Below are 22,934 nucleotides of genomic sequence, written 5' to 3'. Positions count from 1 at the left end.
TTATACATGATCTAACAAGTCCATATAGTACTGCCGCAATGATTCCTTTAATGTGTCGGGTTCCATGATTTGAATGGATTTGCCGAATCCTGCGAGGTACCGAACAATGAAATCAAGTTCATGAGGCTCATACGAACCTTCAAGAAGCATGGGTGTCGATTCACTGCCCGGTTCGTTGACATGTATGATCTGCATGGATGGAAAATGTTCTTGCTGGAAAAGTTCAACCCCAGCTTCATCAATCCGACATCGAAATGGAATAGCCTCCGGTGATGGTTGCCATAACGAATGGGTATCCTGTGCATGAAGTTCAATCACGTGAGCCAAAGGTTCAATGTCGGACACTTCGGCTGAAATGATCCGGTCACAACGGAACACTCGGTACGCTTCTTTATGCAGATCATAGGCCTGGCAATACCAGTAGCCTTTCTTTGCATAGAGTGCAATGGGTTGAATGGTGCGGACGCTGGAGCTAGATGTAAGAGATGATGAATCTGATTGCTCCGACTCAGGAAGGTTTGCAGGAGATAGCCTACGATCGGAGGATATACGCTGATTAGTGTAAGTAATCTGGATCACTACATTTTGCACAGCGGCCATCAACAGAAACTCTAAATGCTCACTATCTCGGATCTGCTCCGTATGTCGGAAGGAAACCCGGTGTTGAATGTTCTCGATATCCTGTCGTTGCTTGTCTGATAAGGCGCTCATAAATTTCTCATGAATGGTCCGAAAAGAGACTTCAAAGGGTAAGCTGGAGAAGCTTTGGAGGGCCTGCATTGCAAAATAAAGGGCATGAAGTTCACCCGTATTGAACGAAATGGGAGGCAGCTGCATCTGTTGCAGCAGTCGATATCCGCCGTAGCGTCCATATTCGACATAGATGGGCGCACCCAACTCTTCCAATGAAGCGATATCTCTTATCGCGGTTCGTTTGGAGATCTGGAACTCCTGCATAAGATCTTGCAGGGTGAACTGTTGTTTTTGATTAATATAGCGCAACATCTGGTTCATGCGTTCAGATTTTTTCATATCTAACCCTCTTAATGGTGCCATAGTCTGGCACCTTTCGTTGTTATAGTGATAAGTGTAATCCAATAGGAACAAGGAGGCAATAACATGAATGTTGAAGTGATACCATTTTTGTCGATGAACGGGGATGCGGCGGCAGCCATTGCTTTTTATGAGGAGTTTCTGGGCGCTAAAGTCCTATTCAAGAAAAATTATAAAGAGATGAAAGAGATGAATCCGGGCTTTGAGTACCCTGCCGGTCAAGATGAGTATATTACACATTCGGTGCTGGAGATTGGGGTGAACAAAGTCATGATTGCGGAAGAAGCTATGGACACGGAGAGAGCATGGCAGCTGGGGAACAGCACGTCACTATGTATTCAATCCAAGGATAAACATGCAATCGATCAACTGTATCATTCTCTGATGCAACATGAGGGCGTGAAGATACTGGTACCTTACGAGCAAAATGAATTTAGTCCAGGTTATGGCATTGTGCGGGACCCGTTTGGCATTGCGATTCAGCTATGTGTGACGGTACACGATTTTTAAATTAAAAACATTAAAAAGAAGAGCCATGGATATCATGCGCTCTTCTTTGTTCGTTTCTATACAAGGTCGTTTGAGCAGCCAGAAGGTCCCGCAAGTCCAAACGTTACTTCATATCAAGTATCAGGCACTACCGTTCATTTATTTGCTAAGCGTTACCGCTTGAGCTTGGTCGTTCTTTTCACTGAAAATCAGAGCTAATGCAGCGAGCATCAGAACAAGTGAGACAGCACGCTGCCAAGAGAATGCAATGAATTCACCACCGAAAAGCCCCATGGCATCGATGATAAACCCGGCCACAATCTGCCCTACGATCGCCGTAAGGTTGGCAGGTGTTACGCCCAGTTTATTTACGGCGAATGTGGACAGGAATAAATATCCGAAACCAAGGAAAACCGCAGAAAGCTGTAACTTGGGCGCATGAAGCAAATCGAGCAGATGTCCACTGCCAAAAAAATTAATGAGTACAGCCAGAATCAGTGTACCTGAGGCAAACGTAAAAAAAACCGTCTCCAACAGCCCGATATTTCGGCTAATCGTACCATTGATCGAGGACTGCGCACTAAGTACAGCTCCACCAACTAAGGTGACAAGAACAATCAATAAACCTATACCCATCATAATCCTCCTCTAGAATAAAGTAAGAGCCAGCGCCCCGAGCATAAGTACCAAGGCGGCAATACGTTTGCTTCCTACCGGTTTGCGGTTGCTCCCCAGCCATCCGTAATGATCGATCAGAATACTAGTCACCATCTGCCCGACAACAATGGCAATCATGGAGATCCCTACACCCACAATGGGAACACCAATGACTAATGTAAGCAGGTAGGTGACCCCAAGTAATCCCCCAAGCAGGTTCCACTTTGGAAATTTGGTGATGGTAGCGAGGTTTCCTCTACCGAAGAAAATGAGCAGAATCAGTGAAATTATTGCCCCCATGAAGAAGTTATAAAAATCAGCTTCCAGTGTCCCGACTTGTTCTCCAAGTTTGCCATACAGTGCCCCTTCAAAGCTTAGAAGAGCTCCTGTTGCAACGGCGATCATATAAAAAATCAACTTTTTCAATCTATCCTCGACTCCTTGAAATGGTTTGGATGTAAAGGTGCATGACTCATCATAAGAAAATGGGGAGGGGAAGACAATGAAAGATCTTGCTTTGTTTTTCCGAAAAATTATAGATCTTGCTGTGGTAAAAGGGGTATAGTAATACATCTAGAAAATAATCAGACACGAATGCAGGAGGAGACCAAAATGATCGATACAAGCAAAGAAGAATCCTCCAGGTTGTTATATATAGGAAAAGTGCAAGGCAATCCGAATTGGAATTTTCCAAGTCACATGCATGAGGATATCAGTGAAATGGTGTATGTGTCGGATGGCGAAGGTGTTATCAAGATTAATGAACATCCATATACGGTCAAAAAAGGTGATCTGTTAATTTATAACCAAGGTGTAATTCATGAACAATGCACCTCTCCCAAATGTCCACTCAGTCTTTATTATTGTGGAATAGCCAATATCTATTCGGATGGAACTCAGACAGAGCACATCATTCCTGAACACGCGTCTCCGTATATCGAAACGAAGGAATACGCCAGCAGGATTGGCGATCTGTTCGAGTTTATGTATGAGGAATCCTCCAATCAAAAAGGAGGTTACGACAAGATCTGTGAGGGATTGCTTGACGTGCTATTTGCCATAGTTCAGCGGTTGGCTCAACCGAATACCTCACAAAAACAAGATTCTGATCATCTCGCCGTACGGATCAAGGATTTTCTCGATGAGAACTACCTTCAGCACCTGAAGCTTCAGGATATCGCTGCGTATTTTCATATAAACCCTTATTACTTATCCCATGTGTTCAAGGACAAATATAATGATTCCCCGATTCGTTATATTGTCTATCGAAGAATGGGAGAAGCGAAGCGGCTGCTAGCCACGACGGACATGAAAGTAAGTGCAATTGCACATATATTGGGCTACCAAAATGCTAATTATTTCACTATTTTGTTCACAAAAACGATGGGTGAGTCACCGACCCAATACAAGAAGAATGAAAGGGTGGAACGTGTTGATCTGGAGACTTGAACCTGTGAATGTAATGGTCCCTTGATGTCACACGGGAGGGGAATGAGTGATAGTTATAGCGGATATTAAAAAACATAAAAATGTTAGAAATACAGAAGTGTATGCTACATTGCTTTGTGTTACGATACGTAAAAGTAGATATAGAGACAGAGATATTTACGGATGGGGTAAGCCATGACCAGCGGATGAGGTGAAGCAGAATTTCTTACTAAAAAATAAATGACAACAGGTGATCCAAAATGCTGCAAATCGGGTATCAATAGTAGAGTCATTAGAACCTGATGGATACATATTTGTTGTAATCGTTGTTTTTGCTAGTTAAAAGGCTGTCTATTATGGAATGAACTGTGGGGGTTATCAAGTGCCTATATTAGCTATGGAGAAGAAAGATGTTGTCACCGATGCACTGGTCATCAAGGCGATGGAGAAAAGTCTGGCTATTATTCGATTCGATCTGAATCGACGGGTAACTTATGTGAATGAAGTTTTTGCTCAGACGATGGGATATACGGTAGCTGAGATGTATGGCATGAAGCACCAGCAATTATGCTTTGGCAATTTTGCGAATACCCCGGAATATGATGCTTTTTGGAATAGTATATTAAATGGTGTGAGTTTCCAGGACAAGGTCGAACGCAAGGATGCAAAAGGAAATTCCGTATGGCTTGAGGCGACGTATATGCCGGTGTACGATGAGATGAATCAGAAGATACTGGGTGTCTCCAAGATCGCCACCAACATCACTAATCGCCAAAAAAATATTTCGGTCGTAGTAAATGAGCTGAAAACGATGTCACATGAACTGAATGAGCAGGCAGATGTAGGCATTGAACGGAGCCAGGAATTAATGTCCAGTATCTCCTATATCTCTGAGGTGTCGGCTACTAACCGTGCAACATTGACGCATCTGCAGGAACAGGCCGGTTCGATTCAGGGAGTGGTACGCACTATACGCGAGATTTCATCACAGACACAGTTGCTTGCATTAAATGCCGCCATTGAAGCTGCGCATGCGGGGGAATTCGGACGAGGATTCGATATCGTGGCTAAGGAAGTCAAGAAACTATCCACAATGGTAGAGAGTTCAATCAACGAGATTCGTGATAGCGTGACTGGAATAACCAAGGAAATTGGTAATATTACAGGTGGCACAAAAAAGGTAGAGGAATACGTCGAGCGGAGCGAGAAACAGATTGAGATCGCTTTGAATGACTTTATGGAAATTGCTGCATCGGCTCACTTGCTGGATGCCAAGGCGGAGCATGTAACCAGAATCGTATAATACTATAAATATTATAAATTGATAGCGGTTCCTCACAGAGGAACCGTTTTTTTGTCATGGGTACATTGTTATACATACAAGGATATTACGAGTTTGTATTTGCTGCATTCCAGGTTAGATAGTCTGCAAAAAACGGGAATTATTGTGATCAAATGGGGACACAATACTTGGGAATACCTGCAGATTCGTTATGCAGAGAAATGTTGGGGTGGGAACATGTGGTCAACAATTGTATCCTACGTGCCGGAATGGTCCTTATGGATGCAGGCATTCTTGGTCTTAATCATTCCTACAGGAATTATGATGACTACACGCTGGATCAATGCCGCCATTAAGCGTGGAAGTTTCTCTCGTTCAAAGAAACCTTCAATATCCTCGAAGGATATCTCGCCTGCAGCTGCGGGACTGGGTCCAGGTACGGAGACAGGGCAATATGCCAATATTAAACTAACCGGTAAATACAGTGTCGATCTAATTAGTGTTAGAGAGAGCTTTGGTCAGAATGCAGATGTGCATATTCGGGAATTTACCATCAGGGGTACAAATACACAAGTTGCGGTCCTGTACACGGAAGGACTGGTGGATATTGATCTCATTGAAACACACCTGATTACGCCGTTAATGATACATGGGGTGCCTGAACTGAAACAGGAAAGTTTTCTTGACTCTCATCAAGCCAATTTTTTGTCCGAATATCTGAAAAGTCAATTGCTGCCTGTTAGTCAGATTCAGGAGACCCATTCTCTTCAAGAACTCGCAATTGGAGTACTGCTGGGTAAAAATGCATTATTGGTGGATGGACTGCCAGGAGCCATGCTGATTGGGACGTCACATGGGAAATCGCGTGGTATGGATGAACCACTTTCAGAAGGTTTGCTTCGTGGTCCCCGTATTGGCTTTACCGAAGAGTTGAGTGACAATACTGGCATTTTGCGGCGTTATGGAAGTGATCAAAACTTATTTATACAGAAATTTGAAGTGGGTAGCCGGGTTAAAAAAGATTTGGCGGTTGCTTACATTCAGGATATTGTTGATCCGAATCTCGTTACTGAGGTCTTAAAGCGTCTGAAAACAATGGATATGGATTCCATGCTGGAATCAGGTTATGTTGAACAACTCATTGAAGATAATACACTGAGTCCGTTTCAGCAGGTTCTGAATACGGAAAGACCTGACCGTGTCATTGGTGCTTTGCTCGAGGGGCGAGTGGCTATTTTATTGGACGGAACGCCATTTGCCCTCGTGGTCCCCGTGACCTTTAGCATGTTGCTCCAATCTCCCGAAGATTACTATGAACGCTGGATTCCCGGTACATTTCTCCGTGTCCTGAGGTTTATGTCTGCCATGCTGGCCCTTCTTGCTCCAGCGCTCTATGTCTCTTTTATATCGTTTCATCCAGGGTTGATTCCGACCAAGCTGGTACTAACGATTATAGAAACCCGTACTGGGGTTCCGTTTCCTTCCATTATTGAAGTACTGATCATGGAACTCTCCATTGAGATCCTGAGAGAGGCGGGAATACGTTTACCCAAGCCGATTGGACCTGCGATGGGTATCGTTGGCGGTTTGATTATTGGTCAAGCTGCCGTACAGGCGGGAATCATCAGTCAGTTTCTTGTTATCGTTGTAGCCGTTACAGCCATATCCTCTTTCACGATTCCTGTCTATAGTGCGGGATTAACACTACGGATTCTGCGGTTTGCTGCCATGTTTAGTGCTGCAATACTAGGTCTGTTTGGTGTCGTTATGTTCTTCTTGCTGGTTTGTACACATCTTGCACGACTCTCCAGCTTTGGAGTGCCTTATGTGGCACCAGCTGTTCCCTATCACTTGAGTGATTGGAAAGATTTTGTCATTCGTGCTCCACTCAACATGATGAGAAGACGTCCAGAGATGACGAATCCGGTAGATGCAGATCGCAAGAAGTAGACAATCCATTGAAGGTCTGGAGGTGCAACAAAGTGAATGACTCCCAAGTGAAAATTAACACCACACAGGCCGTTGTCATCATCGTCAACTACATGCTAGGCGCGGGTATTCTGACGTTACCTCGAACGACTAGCAGAGCTGTTGGAACCCCGGACGTCTGGATTTCCATCCTTCTGTCTGGGCTCATTGTCACAGGTATTGGTCTGATTTTGGTTACCCTGTGCGGCAGATTTCCTGAGAAAACCGTGTTCCAGTTTACTCGGGAAATCACCGGGCGCTGGATCGCCTACATACTCGGTTGTGCGACAATTTTGTATTTTATGATCATTGCAGCATTCGAGATTAGAGTCATGGCCGATGTCACGGGGATGTATCTGCTTGAGCGTACGCCTACATGGGCTATTGTGATGGTTTTTATGTGGATAGGCATCTATATGATCTCCGGTGGGCTTGTGGTCATTATTCGTGTGTTTGAGATCATCCTGCCGATTACCTTGATTATATTCGTCATGGAGATCTTGCTCAGTAATCAGCTATTCGAGATTAGTAACCTCAGACCCGTATTGGGTGAGGGCATCATGCCTGTGCTCAAAGGGATGAAACCATCGCTACTCTCGTATACGGGGTACGAAGTTATGTTAGTCATCACTGCATATATGCAGGATCCGAAGAAAAGCAACAAGGCGATGACATGGGGGTTAACCATCTCTACACTGGTATATCTGATCACTGTTGTAATGGTCGTAGGTAGTTTATCCTTGGATGGAATTAAGACCAGAACGTGGCCAACATTGGATCTGGTCCGAAGTTTTGAGATACAGGGACTGATATTTGAACGTTTCGAATCATTATTGCTGGTGATCTGGATTATGCAGATTTTCTCGACATTTGCCATAACCCATTACTGTGCTTCTGTAGGGATTCGGGACTTGTTTCGGGCAAAGAAGATACGCAGGATTATGTATGCCCTGCTTCCAATCATTTATCTGACGGCAATGATGCCTAAAACTGTATTTGAAACTTTTGCACTGGGGGATATGTTAGGTAACGCATCTGTAGTTTTGTTCGCTATATTACCTCTGGTATTGCTGCTTATTAGCATAATTCGCAAAAAAGGAGGCAAACACGCATGATTTCATTCCGTATGTGCTTACGAGTAACTTGTGCTGTGTTCATCCTGTGTATAATATCAGGTTGCTGGAGCAGCCGCGAGATAGAAGATCTGAGTCTGTATGTAGGTCTCGGAATTGACGTTGGAAAAGAGACTGAATTCGAGAAGAATATCGCAGAACAGGGCGGGCATTACCCCAAGCAGAATAATGTCACAGCAACTGTTCAGATTGCCCCTGGAAATGCTAGCAGTCAAAAAAGTCAACAATCTGGTTCACCTTCTTCTGGCAAAGAGTCTTATTCCAACGAGCAGCTTACAGGGGATTCCATGTTGCAGATTTTTCGTCAGTTCGCTTTGCGGCGAGATCGTCCACTCATTGGACATCATCTGAAGGTTATTGTGATCTCCAAGGATATAGCTAAAAAGTATGGACTGATTCAATTGCTCGATTTTGTACTCCGGGATAACGATATTCGACCGAACTGTCTTGTACTGATTAGTCATCAACGAGCGGTTGATGTGCTTACCTCAGATGATCCTTCCCGTATTCCTGCATTTTACCTAACAGGTATTACGAACAATGCATACATTTCCAACAAGATTCTGGAACCCGTTTCGCTGGCAAAACTGGATGCCCAGATGCAGTCCGGGTCCAGTTTTCTGCTTCAAAATGTGCTGAATGCCAATGGAGAGGACAAGTTCTCCGGAGGCAGTATATTCGCTGCAAATACAACCAAATTTCTGGGGGAACTCAGCCAAACTGATGTGGAAGCTCTGTCCTGGATTACCCCCAAAAACCGAGGTGGTGTCATAAAAACATATAGTAAGGAGGGATTCACGGTACTCTATGAAATCAAGAAGAAGAAAACCAAAATCATTCCCAAGGTTGTTGGCGATGACATCTCGTTCCATGTGAAGGCAGAGTCCGAAGGATGGCTAATGGAGGATTGGCGAGCACCGGAAGAAGAAGAAACGGGTGCATATCTGACAGAGCTAGAAAAAGATTTTGCTGAATTGGTCGAGCAACAGATCAAACAGTTACTGTACAAGCTCCAGCATACCTACAAAGTCGATGTTGCTGACTTCCGCGACAGCATTCGTATTAAGTATCCAAAAACGTGGAAGAAGGTTAAAGGGAACTGGGATGAAATTTTTGCCACTGTACCCATTACGTATGAGGTCAAGACCAACATCATCAATCCGGGGTCTTCTACGGAATAGCGAGGAATGTGAACACAACAGTATTTAAATATTGACACATTCATGAACAATCGCTATATTTATAAAAAATCATTTTCTTATCCAGAGAGGTGGAGGGACTGGCCCTTAGAAACCTCAGCAGCAGATCTGAAGGATACTGTGCTAATTCCAGCGGGTGAAAGCCTGATAGATAGGAGCGTTTGTTTTTATTTGTCAGTAACGGCGCACTCTTTAGGAAGAGTGGGTCTTTTTTGTTTTTTCTGGATGAAGGAGTAGGGAGCAACAGGTATGGAGAACAACAACGACAAAGGACATTTTCAACGGAAAATGCAGGTACGGCATGTGGTCATGCTCTCTCTCGGAGGAGTCATTGGAACGGGACTATTCCTCAGCTCGGGTTACACTATTCAGCAGGCGGGACCCCTGGGCACTATTCTGTCCTATCTGATCGGAGCCATCGTTGTATATCTGGTGATGCTCTGTCTTGGTGAACTGTCTGTTCATATGCCAGAGACGGGAGCATTTCATAGTTATGCAGCCAAATATATCGGACCGGCAACAGGCTACACGGTGGCTTGGTTATACTGGTTAACCTGGACTGTTGCGCTTGGCTCCGAATTCACAGCCGCCGGATTGCTGATGCAGCGCTGGTTCCCATCGGTGAACGTATGGATATGGAGTGCGCTCTTTGCACTGATGATCTTTCTGTTTAATGCATTAACGGTGAAATTATTTGCGGAATCCGAGTTCTGGTTCTCATCTGTAAAAGTAGTGACTATCGTAATCTTCATTATTATCGGTGGCGCAGCCATGTTTGGGTTCATTCCCATGGCGGATGCTGAACCGGCTCCATTGCTATCGAATATTACCGCATCCGGGTGGTTCCCTCATGGGGCTACAGCGATATTGATGACCATGCTTGCTGTTAACTTTGCATTCTCAGGTACTGAGTTAATCGGCATTGCCGCCGGTGAGACGGAGAACCCGGAAAAGACGATACTGAAGGCTATTCATACAACGCTGTGGCGTTTGGTTATTTTTTTCATCGGAACGATTGTGATCTTGTCCGCCTTGCTGCCCATGTCGGATGCCAGTGTACTGGAAAGTCCGTTTGTAGCGGTAATGGAGCGGGTAGGTGTACCCTATGCAGCAGACATTATGAACTTTGTTATTCTGACGGCGATTCTCTCTGCTGCCAATTCAGGCTTGTATGCTTCATCGCGAATGCTCTGGTCTCTGGCCGATAAAAAGACGATTTCTCCTTGGTTTGCCAGATTGACCAAACGCGGGGTACCACTGAATGCGCTTTTGATTAGTATGGTGGGGGGTGCGCTGGCTTTGCTGTCCAGCATCATTGCGCCAGGCACCGTATACATTACACTGGTTTCCATTTCGGGTCTGGCTGTTGTTGCCGTATGGATGAGCATCAGCGCTTCCCAGTATATGTTCCGCAGACAGTATATCCGGGAAGGACATGCGGTCAAAGATCTGGTCTACCGCACACCACTGTATCCGGTGGTACCGATTGTTTCATTTATATTATGCCTGGCTTCATGCATAGGTATTGCCTTCGACCCGACACAGCGAATTGCGCTGTATTGTGGGGTTCCGTTTATCGCAGTATGTTACGCAGCTTATTATCTGACAGAGCGTGTGAATAAGAAAAGAGGACAAGTACATGACACAAGCACAACAGACTAACCCTATAGAACAGCTTCTTCGTGAACATCCGGTCATGATTCTGGATGGAGCGCTGGCGACGGAACTCGAACAGCATGGATGTGATCTGGATGATCCATTATGGTCGGCTCGTGTGTTGCTTGAGAATCCGGATGTTATTGTTCAGGTCCATGCGGATTATTTCCGAGCAGGAGCCGACTGTGCGATTACATCCAGTTATCAGGCGACGGTGGATGGCTTCCGCAAGAGAGGAATCGGCGAGCAAGAAGCGTTGGAACTGATTCGCAAGACGGTGGAACTGGCTGCACAGGCGAGAGATGAAGTATGGACAGAAGTGCAGGAAGGCGGAGTTAAAAATACGGAAGCCAAACTGGACGGCAATCTGGTCATCAGAACAGCACAACAAAGGTCTGATGTATTGGAGACAGAGGTCTTGGCTCGGCCACGACCAATGGTTGCTGCATCCGTTGGACCCTACGGCGCTTATCTAGCAGATGGATCGGAATATGTCGGTCACTACGATGTGTCAGATGAGACCTTGGCTGCATTCCATCGTCCGCGGATGGCGGCGTTGCTTGAAGCGGGTGCTGATATTCTGGCTTTTGAGACCATTCCATCCTTGCAGGAAGCACAGGTTCTGATTGATTTGCTGAAGGAGTTTCCTCATGCGTATGCCTGGCTATCTTTCTCTTTAAAAGACGGGACAAGCATCAGCGAGGGCACATCGCTTGAGGTATGTGCACAGACGTTTGGCTCCGAGCCACAAATTGCGGCAATTGGCCTGAACTGTGCTCCTATGGAAGTGGTGACGGAAGCCGTGACTATTCTGAGCCGTGCCAGCGATAAACCTGTCATTGTCTACCCGAACTCGGGAGAAGTATACGATGCAGCAACGAAGACGTGGAGCGGGCAGGGTACCTGTGGCAGTATGAGTGATGCTTCGGAACAGTGGATATCCGCGGGTGCAAAAATCATTGGCGGCTGTTGCCGCACGACTCCACATCAGATTGGCGAACTTGCGAAGAAGTGGCGGAGCTGAAGTATATCAGCCCAGCCAGATCTGCACGGAAGAGCCCTTCTTATCTTATAAAGGATAGGAAAGGGCTTCTTCTGCATGAGCACTTCTTCTTTCTACATGTTATTCGACGACAAGGATGCGCGGCGATGCCTGACGGATCACTTTGGACGATGCCCAGGATCCTAGAGCCGCGGCAAGAATACTCAGACTAGCAAAGAGTATAATGCCTCCCCAGTTCAGAATGAGAGGAATCTGTACGATACCGTATCCCGATAGGACTTTTTCAAGTAACAGGGGGAGAAGGTATACGCCTACAATGACTCCTAGCATTGAACCAACCAGAGCTAATGCAGATACTCCAGTAGCAATGGAGAAACGGATTTTTCCAGATGTCATACCAATCGATTTGTAAATACCATACGTCTTGCTCTCTTTGCGAATGCTGATTCGGCAGGTACTGAAGATAATGATAAATGTAACCAAAATGAACAGCAGACCAATCAGAGCCATGGGGTACACAAGGATGCTTGCAGCTTCTGCATAAACGGAATCCAGCAGCGTTTTTTGTGTGACGATGGAAGCAGAGTCTCTGAATCGCTCATTCAATTGGTTAGCAATGGCTCCTGCCTGTGAAGGATCGTTGACATTGATAAACACGACATCTACATCACCGTAATTCGGATTTACGCTTCGAACCGCTTGGGCTGTGATTCTTCCGGATACCGACATATTGGAGATGGCCTGATAGATACCCGAGACCATGAACGTGCGCTTTTCTCCTTCAATGTAGAGATCCATGAGATCTCCCAAATCCTTGTTTAACATCTTGGCAACACTGACCCCGATTGAAATTTCATTTTCGCGTTCTGGGTTATTCCCTCTCAACGTCTCAAAACCAAGGTCTTGATAACTTCCATCCAGTACACTTAAATAAAGACTTGTAGACTGGTTGGCCACGTCGGTTGACTCATCTGGAAGGATAACTCCGGTGATGTTTCCTTGCCAGCCCACATTTTTGATGCGAGGATCTTCTTCCAATACGTTCTGCAGCTCTGCTCTCGGAAACGTAGTTTTGTTCACAACGACAGCGGCAATGTTAGCATTGTCATAACCCCATTTGGCCGCCGTCTGATAGATTCCGGTAATGCTGGTTAGTACAACATACCCGAGGACAAGTACGGAAGCAGACATCGTCGTTAGCAATAACATCAATACCGAGCTTTTGCTGTTTTTGATCAGATTGCGTATGCCGATGACAAAAGAGACGGGCAATCGTCCAAACAAGGCCCGGTTTGCGAGCGGCGAATTCATTCGTCGCGCCATACGTATATTGTCGCTCTCCGACATACCATAACGAATAGCCTGAACAGGCTCGATTGTGCGAGCTTTTTTGGCGTATAACACGACAAATGCAATAACCATGACGAGTAACAGTACCCCTACAACAATAGCTGTGCCAATGCCCTCCATTGGAATATCACCCTGGCCAGTCCGCAGGGACGATACGGAGATGTTGATGATGAATTTGGACACGAATATGCTTAGTACCAGCCCGGGAAGAACGGCGATGATGGACAACAAGGCATATTGAATCACGTAAGTACCAATGGTGCCCCAGGAAGTGAGTCCCAGCGATTTAAGAATACCTATCGTTTTGTAGTTGGCCAGAATGGCATCGGATATGGTGAAGCCAATCGTAATGAGGGCAATAATCATCATGACGGACCCTAAGAAAATCATAATGAACCCGACGATCTGATTGATGATCAGATAAAAGGATGAGATGCTTTCAAATTCCATTTTGGTTTCCAGAAACGGGGCACCCGTCTCGCTTGTATAACGATCCCAATAGCTGGAGTTCGTACTGTAATCATCAAAATGGATGCCCATCATGTGACTATCTTTTCCTGCAAGCGTACTAAAATCATTTTGGTAATCCGTACTGTTCATCCAGATTCTTGCCGTATTCGTGAATGGTGCTCCATAAGGGACATCCACAACAATAGCGGATACTGTGAGGTCAAGCATGGTAGATCCGGTTTTGAATTGGATGGTATCACCAACAGCAATGTTATAACCATTCGCCATGGAGGTTGGAATCCATACGTTTCCTTGCTCAGGAGCTGAATGCTGTGAACCACTTGCAAATACAAGTTCGTCTACACTCCACGGCGGAGGAGGTGTATTCATCATGTACAGATACAGGTTAGGGATGTCAGTGCCGTCAAAAGTGATGCCCGACAAGGTTCGGTAAGTAAGCAAAGGTGAGACTTGAACACCGTTCTGGGCGCCCCACCAGTCATGCACAGTTTGGGGATCATTCAGTCCTTTGTCGAACGTTAATATCTGATGGGACCCGTTGGTGCGACTGTGCATCTCCTTGAACTGGTTACCCGTATTGGCCAGAATGATGACAGATGTGGACACCAGCAGGGTAGACAGCAAAATGAGCAGGGTGATAAACAAGTTTTGAATTTTATTTTTACTCAGATACGACAAGCTAAGTTTGAACATGACTGCCATCGTTATTCCTTCCCCGTAACCAAAGCGAAGATAATCGCTTCACGATCTTGAATTTGATGTTCCTCATAGGTATTGAACTCAAGGGTTCCGCCTATCTTGCCGTCCTGAATGTAGATCAGACGATCTGCCCGGCAGGCGGCTTTAATATCATGTGTAACCATAACTACGGACTGTCCTTTCCGGTGGATATCCGTAAGGATATCGAGAACAGCTGTGCCGTGTTCCAGGTTCAAACTTCCGGTAGGTTCATCCGCAAAGATGATATCCGGTGCATTGATCAAAGCTCGTGCAATGGCTGCTCGTTGCTGCTGTCCTCCAGACGTCTGGGAGGGGAGGCGGTTACGCTGTCCATCAATATCCATAGTATTCATCAGCTCAGCAGCCCTGGATTGAATGTCACTCTTTTTATTTCCCGCAATATATCCCGGTAAAGCAATGTTCTCTTTGATGGAAAGGTCCGGGACCAGATTGATGCTCTGATAGATATAACCGATCCGGCGGGTGCGGAAGTCGGACATTTCCCGTTCATTGTAAGCGTCAATCCGCTGGTCACGAAAATAAACCTCACCAGCTGTGATCTGATCCAGTCCGCTTAGCAGATATAAGAGGGTTGATTTGCCAGAGCCAGAGTTACCCATGATGACCGTGAATTCCCCTTCATAGATGTCGAGATCGACATTACGGATGGCATGATGTTGCTCACTTCCGCTGTTGTACGTCTTGCACAGATTCTGTGCACGGATAATCACTTTTTTGGACAAGTCGAATCACTCCCGAGTGCAGTATAGGATTCATTCTAGAGGAGGGATGTTGAGGAAGCCTTATCAAATTATGAATAAAGTATTACAGGCAATTGTGTTGAATCGGAAATTGAAGGCACGTGGTACAATAGCCACGCTAGTGTGGCTCAGCAGATCGGCAGATAGAATCGGAAGGTCGTACCTTCTCCTTCTTTACTAGTAAAAGAAATACGGCCTCCGTGTGCTTCAATAATGCTTTGGCAGATGGAAAGTCCCAGTCCCGTACCTTCCTGCACACGTTGGTCTGCATGACTCGCTTGTCCTCTGAAATAACGCTGGAAAACAAACGGCATATCCTGCACACGTATTCCCTGACCCGAATCGGCGATGGTCACTTTCAAGTGCCTGGATTCCAGTTCCGTGGCTATACGTATCGTGTCTCCCGGAGCTGTATGCTTGAGAGCATTGGCGACAAGATTGGAAATGACTTGTTCAATTCGAATAGGGTCGATAGCGATTAACACATTGGGAATGTGGTTGGACTTGGGCCCGTCATAGACGAGACCTCTTGTGAGTATTACATGTTCAATAGGTTTCAACATAGCCTCAAGTACAGGACCACTGTACTTTTCACGGGGTTCCACAGAGATCTGCCCTAGTTCCTGAAGTGCATGAACCAGTAGGTCTTCCACAAGTCGGGCCGTTTTATCCGTATGTGTCCGCATCACTCTCATATATTCCATCAACGTTTCCTGATCGTTACATAGCCCTTCCTCAATAGCTTCTATGTATGCTTTTATCGTGGTAATCGGTGTTTTAATATCATGAGATATATTGGTGATGAGTTCCTTTTGTGCTTGTTCCTGCTGGATGCGCAGCTCGTTCATATGTTTGATTTCTGTGCGCATCAAATCCAACATGGCGTAAAGGCCGCCCATTTCGTCTGTCCTGTTGTACTGGATATGATCATCATAATTCCCTTTGATGATGGATTCCGCATGGAGCTTCAAATGATGAATGGGAGAGAGGAGCAGCTTGTCCAGAATTCTTTTCATCCAAAATAAAAATAAGCCCAGGATCAGTGACAGGAGTAATAGTACGCTAATCCATATAACCGGAAAAGTCATCGGTTTCTGAACCGTAACCATAGCTTGGGGGATGGAAAAGATAGCATTGCCGATCTGACTTCCCACGGGACCGTCCATCACGGGAAACGCGATATCAAGTGATTCACTATCGTCTACAGTCTGCGCGGCATGATGCAGATCATAATGAAGGGAAGAACGCAGATTAACCTGGGTTCCTTCAGAGGTGGGATCGGAGGACAGAGTTACGGTTCCATCCAGGTTCACATAGGTAAGCAGAACCCCGCTTTCTCTAGCAATGGAACGTATGTCTTCTCGGGTGGTTTGTTTGTCCAGGTGTTGATGATTTTGCTCCAGAGCGAACAGAGTTGGATTAATCTTGAGCCGAACCTGATTTATAGACGGATTGGATTGTTCCGAATTTCGGTTTTGGAATAGTATCAACGCCAATGTGAGGATACTTATAATAATCAGAAGGCTAAGTGTTGTTAACAGCCAGCGTCTGAACCAGGTGTTTAATGACATGTGGATGTCTCCAATCTCGATTATTCATAAATGAACTTGTAACCGACACCCCATACTGTCTTTAGAACAGTTGGATGTGAGGCGTCTTCCTCGATTTTTTCCCGCAGTCTGCGAATGTACACGGTTACGGTGTTTTCATCCCCATAGGTTGCATATCCCCAGATGGCGTCAAGCAACTGGGCTTTGGAGAATACCTGATTTTTATGGCTTGCCAGATAATGAAGTAACTCAAATTCCTTGGCAGACAGAGACACTTCCAATCCGTTCAATGTAACTTTGTAGGCTTTTTTATCGATCATAAGATTTCCAAGGCGAAGTAGATCTGTTCTGTCTCGGTCTGATGTCATGCTGTCGTAACGTCTAAAGTGGGCATTAATCCGTGCTAACAGTTCACTCAGCGAGAAGGGCTTAGTCATATAGTCATCTGCGCCAAATCCAAGACCAAGTACCTTATCCGTATCACTGCCTCGGGCACTTAGAATGAGGATGGGGATATTATTGCGCCGTCGAATCTCGCGGCACACCTCGATCCCGTCCATATCCGGAAGCATAATGTCCAGAATGATGTAATCTGGTTGAATAAGCTCCATAATCTGAAGCCCGTCTTGTCCAGTGGCTGCCACAACAGCTTCATATTGATTTTTGGTCAAATAATCTCGCAAAATACGTGAGATATCCGGTTCATCCTCGATAATGAGGACTTTGCGCGGGTGGGTTAGCATATGTATCGCTCCAGTATGATAGATGTGAAATGAATGGATATGTATAAATTTGTGAAATAAATGTCCTATATAATTGTACAGTCTTGTTCTGTGGGAGTCACATAAATATTGAAGTGAACATCATTCTTATTAATCAAGAGACTACAAGTAACTGTTTACAAGTTTCGTCTTATCAAAATAACCCATGAACCTGCTTGAAGGGTCATGGGTTTTTGATACTATTACATCATACACGTTCTAGATCGATAGGCTCGTGTTGTCTGGATTTGAGATACTCCGCCGGAGACACACCGAAGTGCGCCCGGAATACCCGGTGGAAGTAGGAATAGCTTGCAAAACCGCAGGATTCGGCAATATGCTCCAGTGTCATTTCACTGTATTTCATGCGTTCCAGCGCCGCATTCAGACGGATCTCAATCGCGTATTGAATCATGGTCTGGTTGTAGTGCTCCTTAAATAAGCGCACTGCACGTGACAGGCTGAGTCCAGCATAACGTGCCGCTTCCTCAAGCTTGAACGTAACCGTGGCATGCTCCTCAATATAACGTTTTAACTTCAGCGCAGAGGAAACTGCCCGATCGGTCTGAATATTCTCTTTGATTGCCCGGTCAATATATAGACATAATCCGCGCAGTAACGCATCCTTTAGCTCCGCATTTTCCTCAAGAGGTCCGCGACGTTTCTCAAGCAACATATTTCTCCACAGGCTGATGAGCTTATCATCAAGTCCAATCCGGCTCACGGTAGATCGATGCTGCCGTTTCCACCAGTTATCGATCCAGCTGCCCTCGCAGAACAGATAATAATCTCCACTGGACAATCGTCCTTCCTTATGAGGTTCATCGACCACGAGATGATAGTCGTCGCCAGGTTTGAGCAGCAGCAAATCCCCGCTAGTCATCCTGAATTCTTCTTCCTGTACATATACTTTGCACGAGCCTTCCGTCTGCAGGCGGAACAGATAGGTTTGCAGCTCGCCCCTCATATTATGAGTGAACGCCTTATAGTGGTATGAGTAGTCACAGATCAGTACAGATGTCTCTAACGTATCCAAAGATAAAATCCCCCAATATATCGGTCTCTTACATACTTAATGGTTTAACTTAACATTTACACGATAACGTAGAGGACAGAAAGAACCTGAAGAAACGAAGTGTTCGCCTTTATCTCCGGATTTTATCCTTTTGAAAAGGAATTCAAGAAAATCTGGTGATAACAGCGATCGGAAGGTTGTTCTGTCATCGGAGTGCCAGTGTAAATATCTTTAGTTAAAATTAGGTACAGTGAATAGATGCAAAATGATGGAAATAAAATTTGACCAGATAGTTCATGTTCTGACTATATTGTATATGTTCATTCTAGCCTGTTTTGCGTTAGGATGATACCAGATAGAGCAATGAAAGCAAATTTGAGAACAGAGGTGTATCCTACATGAAAAAACTTAATATTGGTTTGCAATTGTTTACACTCCGTGATGAAACTGCAGCAGATTTTCGTGGTACGTTGCGTAAGGTAGCGGCCCTTGGATATGAAGGCGTGGAGTTTGCCGGATATGGTGATATTCCAGCTGAGGAAATGAAAGCGCTACTAGACGAACTTGGACTGAAAGGATTCAGCAGCCACGTTTCATTACATGCGATGCGCGAAGACTTGCAAAAACAAATCGATTACCTGAAAACGATTGGTGCACAATATATCATTTGTCCTTACCTGATGCCTGAGGATCGTCCTGAGAATGCAGAAGGCTGGACCAAGCTGTTCGCCGAGTTGCAACAATATGGAGCTGAAGCAGCGAAGCAAGGATTGATCTTCGGATACCATAACCATGACTTTGAATTCCATGGCCAGGTTGGCGATGCCAATGCTTTTGACGCCATGTTCGCTCAAACATCACCGGAAGCGGTAAAAGTGGAAATGGACGTATGTTGGGTACAATTTGCGGGACAAAATCCGATCGAGTATATTAATAAATATGCGGGTCGCTTGCCGCTGCTTCATCTGAAGGATTTCAGCAAAGACGAACAAGGCCAGATGAAAACCCTGGAATTGGGACAAGGTTCGGTTGACCTGCCAGCTGTTATTGAAGGGGCTACGAATGCAGGTGTGGAGTGGTTGATCGTGGAACAAGACGTGTGCCAGAACCCGCCACTTGAGAGCGTATCCAATAGCTACAACTGGCTGAAAGAGAACTATTTGAATCAATTCTAAAAGAACCATTGAACGCTGCTAAATGCTAATCTATTTGTCAAAGGAGACTTATATATATGAGTAAAATTAAAGTTGCTGTATTCGGCTGTGGAGCCATTGCCCAGCGTAGACATATTCCGGAGTACGCTGCCAATGAGAACGTAGAACTTGTCGCTTTTGCCGATCCGATCGTGGAGCGTGCGGAAGAAATGGCCGAAACTTATGGAGGTAAAGCTTACTCCAGTTACGAAGAATTGCTTGCTAATGAAACGGTGGATGCAGTCAGTGTGTGTACACCGAACTATCTGCATGCGCCAATGGCAATTGCTGCTGCCAATGCAGGCAAGCATGTATTGGTTGAGAAACCCATGGCCGTTTCCACTGAAGAAGGCGAGCAAATGATCGAAGCTGCCAAGAAAAATGGCGTGTATCTGATGGTTGGACACAACCAGCGTCTGATGCCTCCTCACGTCAAAGCAAAAGAAATTCTCGACTCTGGCAAACTCGGTAAAGTCCTGAATTTCCGTACATCTTTTGGTCACCCGGGTCCGGAAGGATGGAGTGTGGACGGTGCTGAAAGCTGGTTCTTCCGTAAAGAAGAAGCTATTATGGGCGCGATGGGTGACCTGGGTGTGCACAAATCAGACTTCATCCGTTACTTGCTGAATGATGAAGTATCTGAAGTGGCTGGTTTCATCAGCACACTGCACAAAGAAGGTACTAAAGTTGACGATAACGCAACTTGTTTGCTGCGTATGAAGAGCGGCGCGATCGGAACGCTGGTAGCAAGCTGGACGCAATACAGAGCTGGAGATAACAGTACAGTGCTGTGGTGCGAGAATGGCGTTATGAAGATCGGAACAGTGGAAGGCGATGAAGTTATCGTTGAACTGACCAATGGTACAGTTGAGACATACAAAGTTGGTGCTATGGCTACCAACGAGAAACAAGTGCCGAGTGGTGTAATTGACGCATTTGTAGAGTCCATTGTAACGCAAACACCTCCAGCGATCTCCGGGGAAGAGGGCTTGCGTTCCCTGCAAGTGATCCTGGCAGCATTCGAATCCGAGAAAACAGGTCAGATCGTTAAACTGTAATCCGTACGAATGACAGTGCAAATTCTAACATCGTATATGGCTTAACCTATGATATAAGGGACTTATCTTCAGAGAAGTGTTCTGGAGTAAGTCCTTCTTTATTTGATTTTAGAGATATATCACGAAAAAGACTGACGCTTCCGATAGCATGCGGAAGTGTCAGTCTCAAGATGAAGGTTGAACCGTTCAAGCGAAAATCGGTTTTAGATGCCAGCAGGTACATCACTGCCCAGATCCAGCCATGTTATTTCAGCAAGAGTCAGCGTGATGCGGGCCCCTTCGTCACAGGACAGCAGTTCCGCCTGATTCTGGGCACCGATCAGCGCACAGGTTGGGAACGCCTGATTCAATACATAAGCGAGTGCAATCTGAATGGGTGATGTTTTCTTTGAATTAGCCAATTGTTCAGCCCGGCGCAAGCGTTCCCAGTTGCCATCACTGTAGAATACACGCACCAGATCTTCGTTATCGCGAACTTCAGGTGTGAATCTTCCCGTGAAGAAACCACGCGCTTGGGAGGACCAGGATAGTAATGGCAACTTGGTTTGCTCATGCCATGCCAGTGTCTCTGCATCTGCTGACACACAGCCTGCCCAGAAAGGTTCGTTTGCTTTGGCGAGACTGAGATTCGGACTGCTGAAGGTGAAACCCTTCAAGCCGTTTGCCGCAGCGTAAGCATTGGCTTCCTCGAGTCGCTGCCAGGTCCAGTTGGAGGCGCCAATTGCGCCGATTTTGCCGGATTCAATATGTTCGTTCAGTGCTTCAAGAATTACATGTACAGGGGTGTTTGGATCATCCCGGTGCAAGGCATACATCTCTACATGATCTGTCTGAAGACGCTCCAGACTTTCCATCAGGTCACTGCGGATGGCATCAGCGTTTACGCGTGGCCCATTCTGGTCATGATGTGCGCCTTTGGTGAGAATGACGATCTGGTCGCGGTTACCGCGTTCCTTCATATAACGACCAAGGACTTCTTCACTCTGTCCGCCACAATAAATATGTGCTGTATCTACGGTGTTACCGCCAATCGATAGAAAAGCATCCATGTTCGTTGCTGCTTTATCGTAGGCATCGTGTACGAAATAATCCGTTCCTTTAATCAATCGGGAGACGCGTTTACCTGCACCGGCAATTTCGATATATTCCATAAGTCAGATCATCCTCTCAATTATAGTGTAATTCGGGTACGTTCTTCCGCTGAACGAAGGCAGGCTTCGAGCACTTTCATATTAGCTACTGCATCGGAAGGGGCGAAGCGCAGATCCTTGCCCTGAAGTACGGCACGAGCCATATCATCTCCCTGCAGTGAGTAGTGGTTTACTTGGGGAACTTCAATCTCCTTGCGTTCACCACCTGCTGTGACATAGAAATTGGAACTGCGATCCTGACGACCGATAAAGGCCGAAGGCACCTCAATGATACCATCAGAACCTAGAACTTCGAGCGTGTTTCGGAAGGCTGCCCACATGCTGCTGTCAAACGTCACGCCAACGTGATTGTCGAATTCCAGCAGTCCGGAAGCCATCATATCGACCTGATCATGCTGTGGGGAGAACATGCCAATAACGGTAACTGCACTTGGTTCCTGACCTAGCAGCAGACGAGCAACACTGATGGAATAACAACCGATATCATAGAGTGCACCGCCACCCCATTCTTTCCGAAAGCGGACATTGCCGGATGCATTGGAGTTATTAAATGAAAATGTGCTGTGAATACCGCGGATCTCACCAATCTCACCGCTGGCAATGATATCTCTGATCTGCTCATAACGTGGATGATGGCGGTACATGAACGCTTCAGCCAGATGTACACCTGCATCTGCACAAGCTTGAACCATCTCCTGAGCTTCCTGCTCTGTCAGAGCCAGTGGTTTTTCGCACAAAATATGTTTGCCTGCTTCAGCAGCCCGGATCGTCCATTCCCGATGCAGATGATTCGGTAGTGGGATATATACGGCATCAATGGAATCATCAGCGAGCAAAGCTTCATAACTGCCATAAGCCTTGTCGATCCCAAGTTGTTCGGCCGTCTGTTTGGCTTTATCTTCGTCTCGACTGGCAATCGCGGTTACTTCATTCAACTCGGATTGCTGCAAGCCAGGAATGACAGATTCCACAGCAATGCTAGCGCTACCAAGAATGCCCCAACGTAATTTTTGAACTGAATTCATGTGTTGTATCC

20 protein-coding genes and 1 riboswitch are annotated in these 22,934 nt (G+C 45.8%); of the genes, 10 read left to right on the top strand and 10 right to left on the bottom strand.

Features of this window, described 5'->3' with window-relative positions; genetic code table 11:
- A complete protein-coding gene (locus tag MHH93_RS20270) occupies window positions 1-1,032 on the bottom strand; it encodes a helix-turn-helix transcriptional regulator (protein WP_500055487.1) in 1,032 nt (343 codons plus the stop codon).
- 87 nt (window positions 1,033-1,119) lie between these two features.
- Between MHH93_RS20270 and MHH93_RS20265 the strand changes: the two genes are divergently transcribed.
- On the top strand, window positions 1,120-1,563 hold the full coding sequence (locus tag MHH93_RS20265) for a VOC family protein (RefSeq protein WP_500055486.1): 444 nt from the start codon (window positions 1,120-1,122) through the stop codon (window positions 1,561-1,563).
- A gap of 138 nt (window positions 1,564-1,701) precedes the next feature.
- Here MHH93_RS20265 and MHH93_RS20260 read toward each other — a convergent pair whose 3' ends face one another.
- Both MHH93_RS20260 and MHH93_RS20255 read right to left on the bottom strand, forming a co-directional pair.
- Complete coding sequence (locus MHH93_RS20260) at window positions 1,702-2,181, bottom strand: DMT family transporter (RefSeq protein WP_500055484.1); 480 nt, start codon at window positions 2,179-2,181, stop codon at window positions 1,702-1,704.
- 9 nt (window positions 2,182-2,190) lie between these two features.
- Window positions 2,191-2,625, bottom strand: coding sequence for a DMT family transporter (locus MHH93_RS20255; RefSeq protein WP_500055483.1), 435 nt, complete (start codon window positions 2,623-2,625; stop codon window positions 2,191-2,193).
- Between the two features lie 186 nt (window positions 2,626-2,811).
- Here MHH93_RS20255 and MHH93_RS20250 point away from each other — a divergent pair, with 186 nt between their 5' ends.
- From MHH93_RS20250 to mmuM, 7 genes are all read left to right on the top strand, one after another.
- Window positions 2,812-3,648, top strand: a complete 837-nt coding sequence (locus tag MHH93_RS20250) for a helix-turn-helix domain-containing protein (RefSeq protein WP_500055482.1) — start codon at window positions 2,812-2,814, stop codon at window positions 3,646-3,648.
- A gap of 361 nt (window positions 3,649-4,009) precedes the next feature.
- A complete protein-coding gene (locus tag MHH93_RS20245; RefSeq protein ID WP_500055481.1) occupies window positions 4,010-4,930 on the top strand; it encodes a methyl-accepting chemotaxis protein in 921 nt (306 codons plus the stop codon).
- A 216-nt stretch (window positions 4,931-5,146) separates the two neighbouring features.
- Window positions 5,147-6,859 (top strand): spore germination protein, encoded by a 1,713-nt coding sequence (locus MHH93_RS20240; protein ID WP_440391890.1) that lies wholly within the window; start codon window positions 5,147-5,149, stop codon window positions 6,857-6,859.
- 32 nt (window positions 6,860-6,891) lie between these two features.
- The gene (locus MHH93_RS20235; protein ID WP_500055480.1) at window positions 6,892-7,992 is read left to right on the top strand and encodes a GerAB/ArcD/ProY family transporter; all 1,101 of its coding nucleotides are present in this window, start codon (window positions 6,892-6,894) and stop codon (window positions 7,990-7,992) included.
- Window positions 7,989-9,191, top strand: coding sequence for a Ger(x)C family spore germination protein (locus MHH93_RS20230; RefSeq protein ID WP_500055479.1), 1,203 nt, complete (start codon window positions 7,989-7,991; stop codon window positions 9,189-9,191). The genes MHH93_RS20235 and MHH93_RS20230 overlap by 4 nt, the downstream gene beginning before the upstream one ends.
- A 74-nt stretch (window positions 9,192-9,265) precedes the next feature.
- Window positions 9,266-9,367, top strand: a riboswitch (SAM riboswitch).
- Between the two features lie 91 nt (window positions 9,368-9,458).
- A complete protein-coding gene (gene mmuP, locus MHH93_RS20225; RefSeq protein ID WP_500055478.1) occupies window positions 9,459-10,871 on the top strand; it encodes an S-methylmethionine permease in 1,413 nt (470 codons plus the stop codon).
- Window positions 10,849-11,889 carry a homocysteine S-methyltransferase gene (gene mmuM / locus MHH93_RS20220; RefSeq protein WP_500055477.1) on the top strand — a complete coding sequence of 347 codons (1,041 nt, stop codon included), beginning with the start codon at window positions 10,849-10,851 and terminating at the stop codon, window positions 11,887-11,889. Before mmuP ends, mmuM begins: the two co-directional genes overlap by 23 nt.
- A gap of 99 nt (window positions 11,890-11,988) precedes the next feature.
- Here mmuM and MHH93_RS20215 read toward each other — a convergent pair whose 3' ends face one another.
- The 5 genes from MHH93_RS20215 to MHH93_RS20195 form a co-directional block, all read right to left on the bottom strand.
- Entirely contained in the window at window positions 11,989-14,391 is a 2,403-nt protein-coding gene (locus tag MHH93_RS20215) for an ABC transporter permease (protein WP_500055476.1), read from the bottom strand.
- 2 nt (window positions 14,392-14,393) lie between these two features.
- Complete coding sequence (locus MHH93_RS20210; RefSeq protein ID WP_500055475.1) at window positions 14,394-15,152, bottom strand: ABC transporter ATP-binding protein; 759 nt, start codon at window positions 15,150-15,152, stop codon at window positions 14,394-14,396.
- 146 nt (window positions 15,153-15,298) lie between these two features.
- Window positions 15,299-16,741 (bottom strand): sensor histidine kinase, encoded by a 1,443-nt coding sequence (locus MHH93_RS20205; protein WP_500055474.1) that lies wholly within the window; start codon window positions 16,739-16,741, stop codon window positions 15,299-15,301.
- A 20-nt stretch (window positions 16,742-16,761) separates the two neighbouring features.
- Window positions 16,762-17,463 (bottom strand): response regulator transcription factor, encoded by a 702-nt coding sequence (locus MHH93_RS20200; protein ID WP_500055473.1) that lies wholly within the window; start codon window positions 17,461-17,463, stop codon window positions 16,762-16,764.
- A gap of 226 nt (window positions 17,464-17,689) precedes the next feature.
- The gene (locus MHH93_RS20195) at window positions 17,690-18,517 is read right to left on the bottom strand and encodes a helix-turn-helix domain-containing protein (protein WP_500055471.1); all 828 of its coding nucleotides are present in this window, start codon (window positions 18,515-18,517) and stop codon (window positions 17,690-17,692) included.
- Window positions 18,518-18,894: 377 nt separating this feature from the next.
- Here MHH93_RS20195 and MHH93_RS20190 point away from each other — a divergent pair, with 377 nt between their 5' ends.
- Complete coding sequence (locus MHH93_RS20190; RefSeq protein ID WP_036606781.1) at window positions 18,895-19,671, top strand: sugar phosphate isomerase/epimerase family protein; 777 nt, start codon at window positions 18,895-18,897, stop codon at window positions 19,669-19,671.
- Between the two features lie 56 nt (window positions 19,672-19,727).
- A complete protein-coding gene (locus tag MHH93_RS20185; protein WP_500055470.1) occupies window positions 19,728-20,747 on the top strand; it encodes a Gfo/Idh/MocA family protein in 1,020 nt (339 codons plus the stop codon).
- Between the two features lie 203 nt (window positions 20,748-20,950).
- Here MHH93_RS20185 and MHH93_RS20180 read toward each other — a convergent pair whose 3' ends face one another.
- Together MHH93_RS20180 and MHH93_RS20175 are read right to left on the bottom strand one after the other, a co-directional pair.
- The gene (locus tag MHH93_RS20180) at window positions 20,951-21,898 is read right to left on the bottom strand and encodes an aldo/keto reductase (protein ID WP_500055468.1); all 948 of its coding nucleotides are present in this window, start codon (window positions 21,896-21,898) and stop codon (window positions 20,951-20,953) included.
- A gap of 20 nt (window positions 21,899-21,918) precedes the next feature.
- On the bottom strand, window positions 21,919-22,923 hold the full coding sequence (locus MHH93_RS20175; protein WP_091019157.1) for a Gfo/Idh/MocA family protein: 1,005 nt from the start codon (window positions 22,921-22,923) through the stop codon (window positions 21,919-21,921).
- Window positions 22,924-22,934 lie beyond the last annotated feature (11 nt).

The sequence above is a fragment of the Priestia sp. FSL H7-0729 genome, from assembly GCF_038005685.1.
Classification (GTDB): domain Bacteria; phylum Bacillota; class Bacilli; order Paenibacillales; family Paenibacillaceae; genus Paenibacillus.
Note: the sequence above shows the minus strand (reverse complement) of the source record. Positions and strands in the feature narration are given on the sequence as shown.

Excerpts from the sequence above, each read along its gene's own strand:
- MHH93_RS20270 (WP_500055487.1), bottom strand. The coding sequence starts at position 1,032 with ATGAAAAAATCTGAACGCATGAACCAGATGTTGCGCTATATTAATCAA.
- MHH93_RS20265 (WP_500055486.1), top strand. The coding sequence starts at position 1,120 with ATGAATGTTGAAGTGATACCATTTTTGTCGATGAACGGGGATGCGGCG.
- MHH93_RS20260 (WP_500055484.1), bottom strand. The coding sequence starts at position 2,181 with ATGATGGGTATAGGTTTATTGATTGTTCTTGTCACCTTAGTTGGTGGA.
- MHH93_RS20250 (WP_500055482.1), top strand. The coding sequence starts at position 2,812 with ATGATCGATACAAGCAAAGAAGAATCCTCCAGGTTGTTATATATAGGA.
- MHH93_RS20240 (WP_440391890.1), top strand. The coding sequence starts at position 5,147 with ATGTGGTCAACAATTGTATCCTACGTGCCGGAATGGTCCTTATGGATG.
- MHH93_RS20230 (WP_500055479.1), top strand. The coding sequence starts at position 7,989 with ATGATTTCATTCCGTATGTGCTTACGAGTAACTTGTGCTGTGTTCATC.
- mmuP (WP_500055478.1), top strand. The coding sequence starts at position 9,459 with ATGGAGAACAACAACGACAAAGGACATTTTCAACGGAAAATGCAGGTA.
- mmuM (WP_500055477.1), top strand. The coding sequence starts at position 10,849 with ATGACACAAGCACAACAGACTAACCCTATAGAACAGCTTCTTCGTGAA.
- MHH93_RS20215 (WP_500055476.1), bottom strand. The coding sequence starts at position 14,391 with ATGGCAGTCATGTTCAAACTTAGCTTGTCGTATCTGAGTAAAAATAAA.
- MHH93_RS20205 (WP_500055474.1), bottom strand. The coding sequence starts at position 16,741 with ATGTCATTAAACACCTGGTTCAGACGCTGGCTGTTAACAACACTTAGC.
- MHH93_RS20200 (WP_500055473.1), bottom strand. The coding sequence starts at position 17,463 with ATGCTAACCCACCCGCGCAAAGTCCTCATTATCGAGGATGAACCGGAT.
- MHH93_RS20190 (WP_036606781.1), top strand. The coding sequence starts at position 18,895 with ATGAAAAAACTTAATATTGGTTTGCAATTGTTTACACTCCGTGATGAA.
- MHH93_RS20185 (WP_500055470.1), top strand. The coding sequence starts at position 19,728 with ATGAGTAAAATTAAAGTTGCTGTATTCGGCTGTGGAGCCATTGCCCAG.
- MHH93_RS20180 (WP_500055468.1), bottom strand. The coding sequence starts at position 21,898 with ATGGAATATATCGAAATTGCCGGTGCAGGTAAACGCGTCTCCCGATTG.
- MHH93_RS20175 (WP_091019157.1), bottom strand. The coding sequence starts at position 22,923 with ATGAATTCAGTTCAAAAATTACGTTGGGGCATTCTTGGTAGCGCTAGC.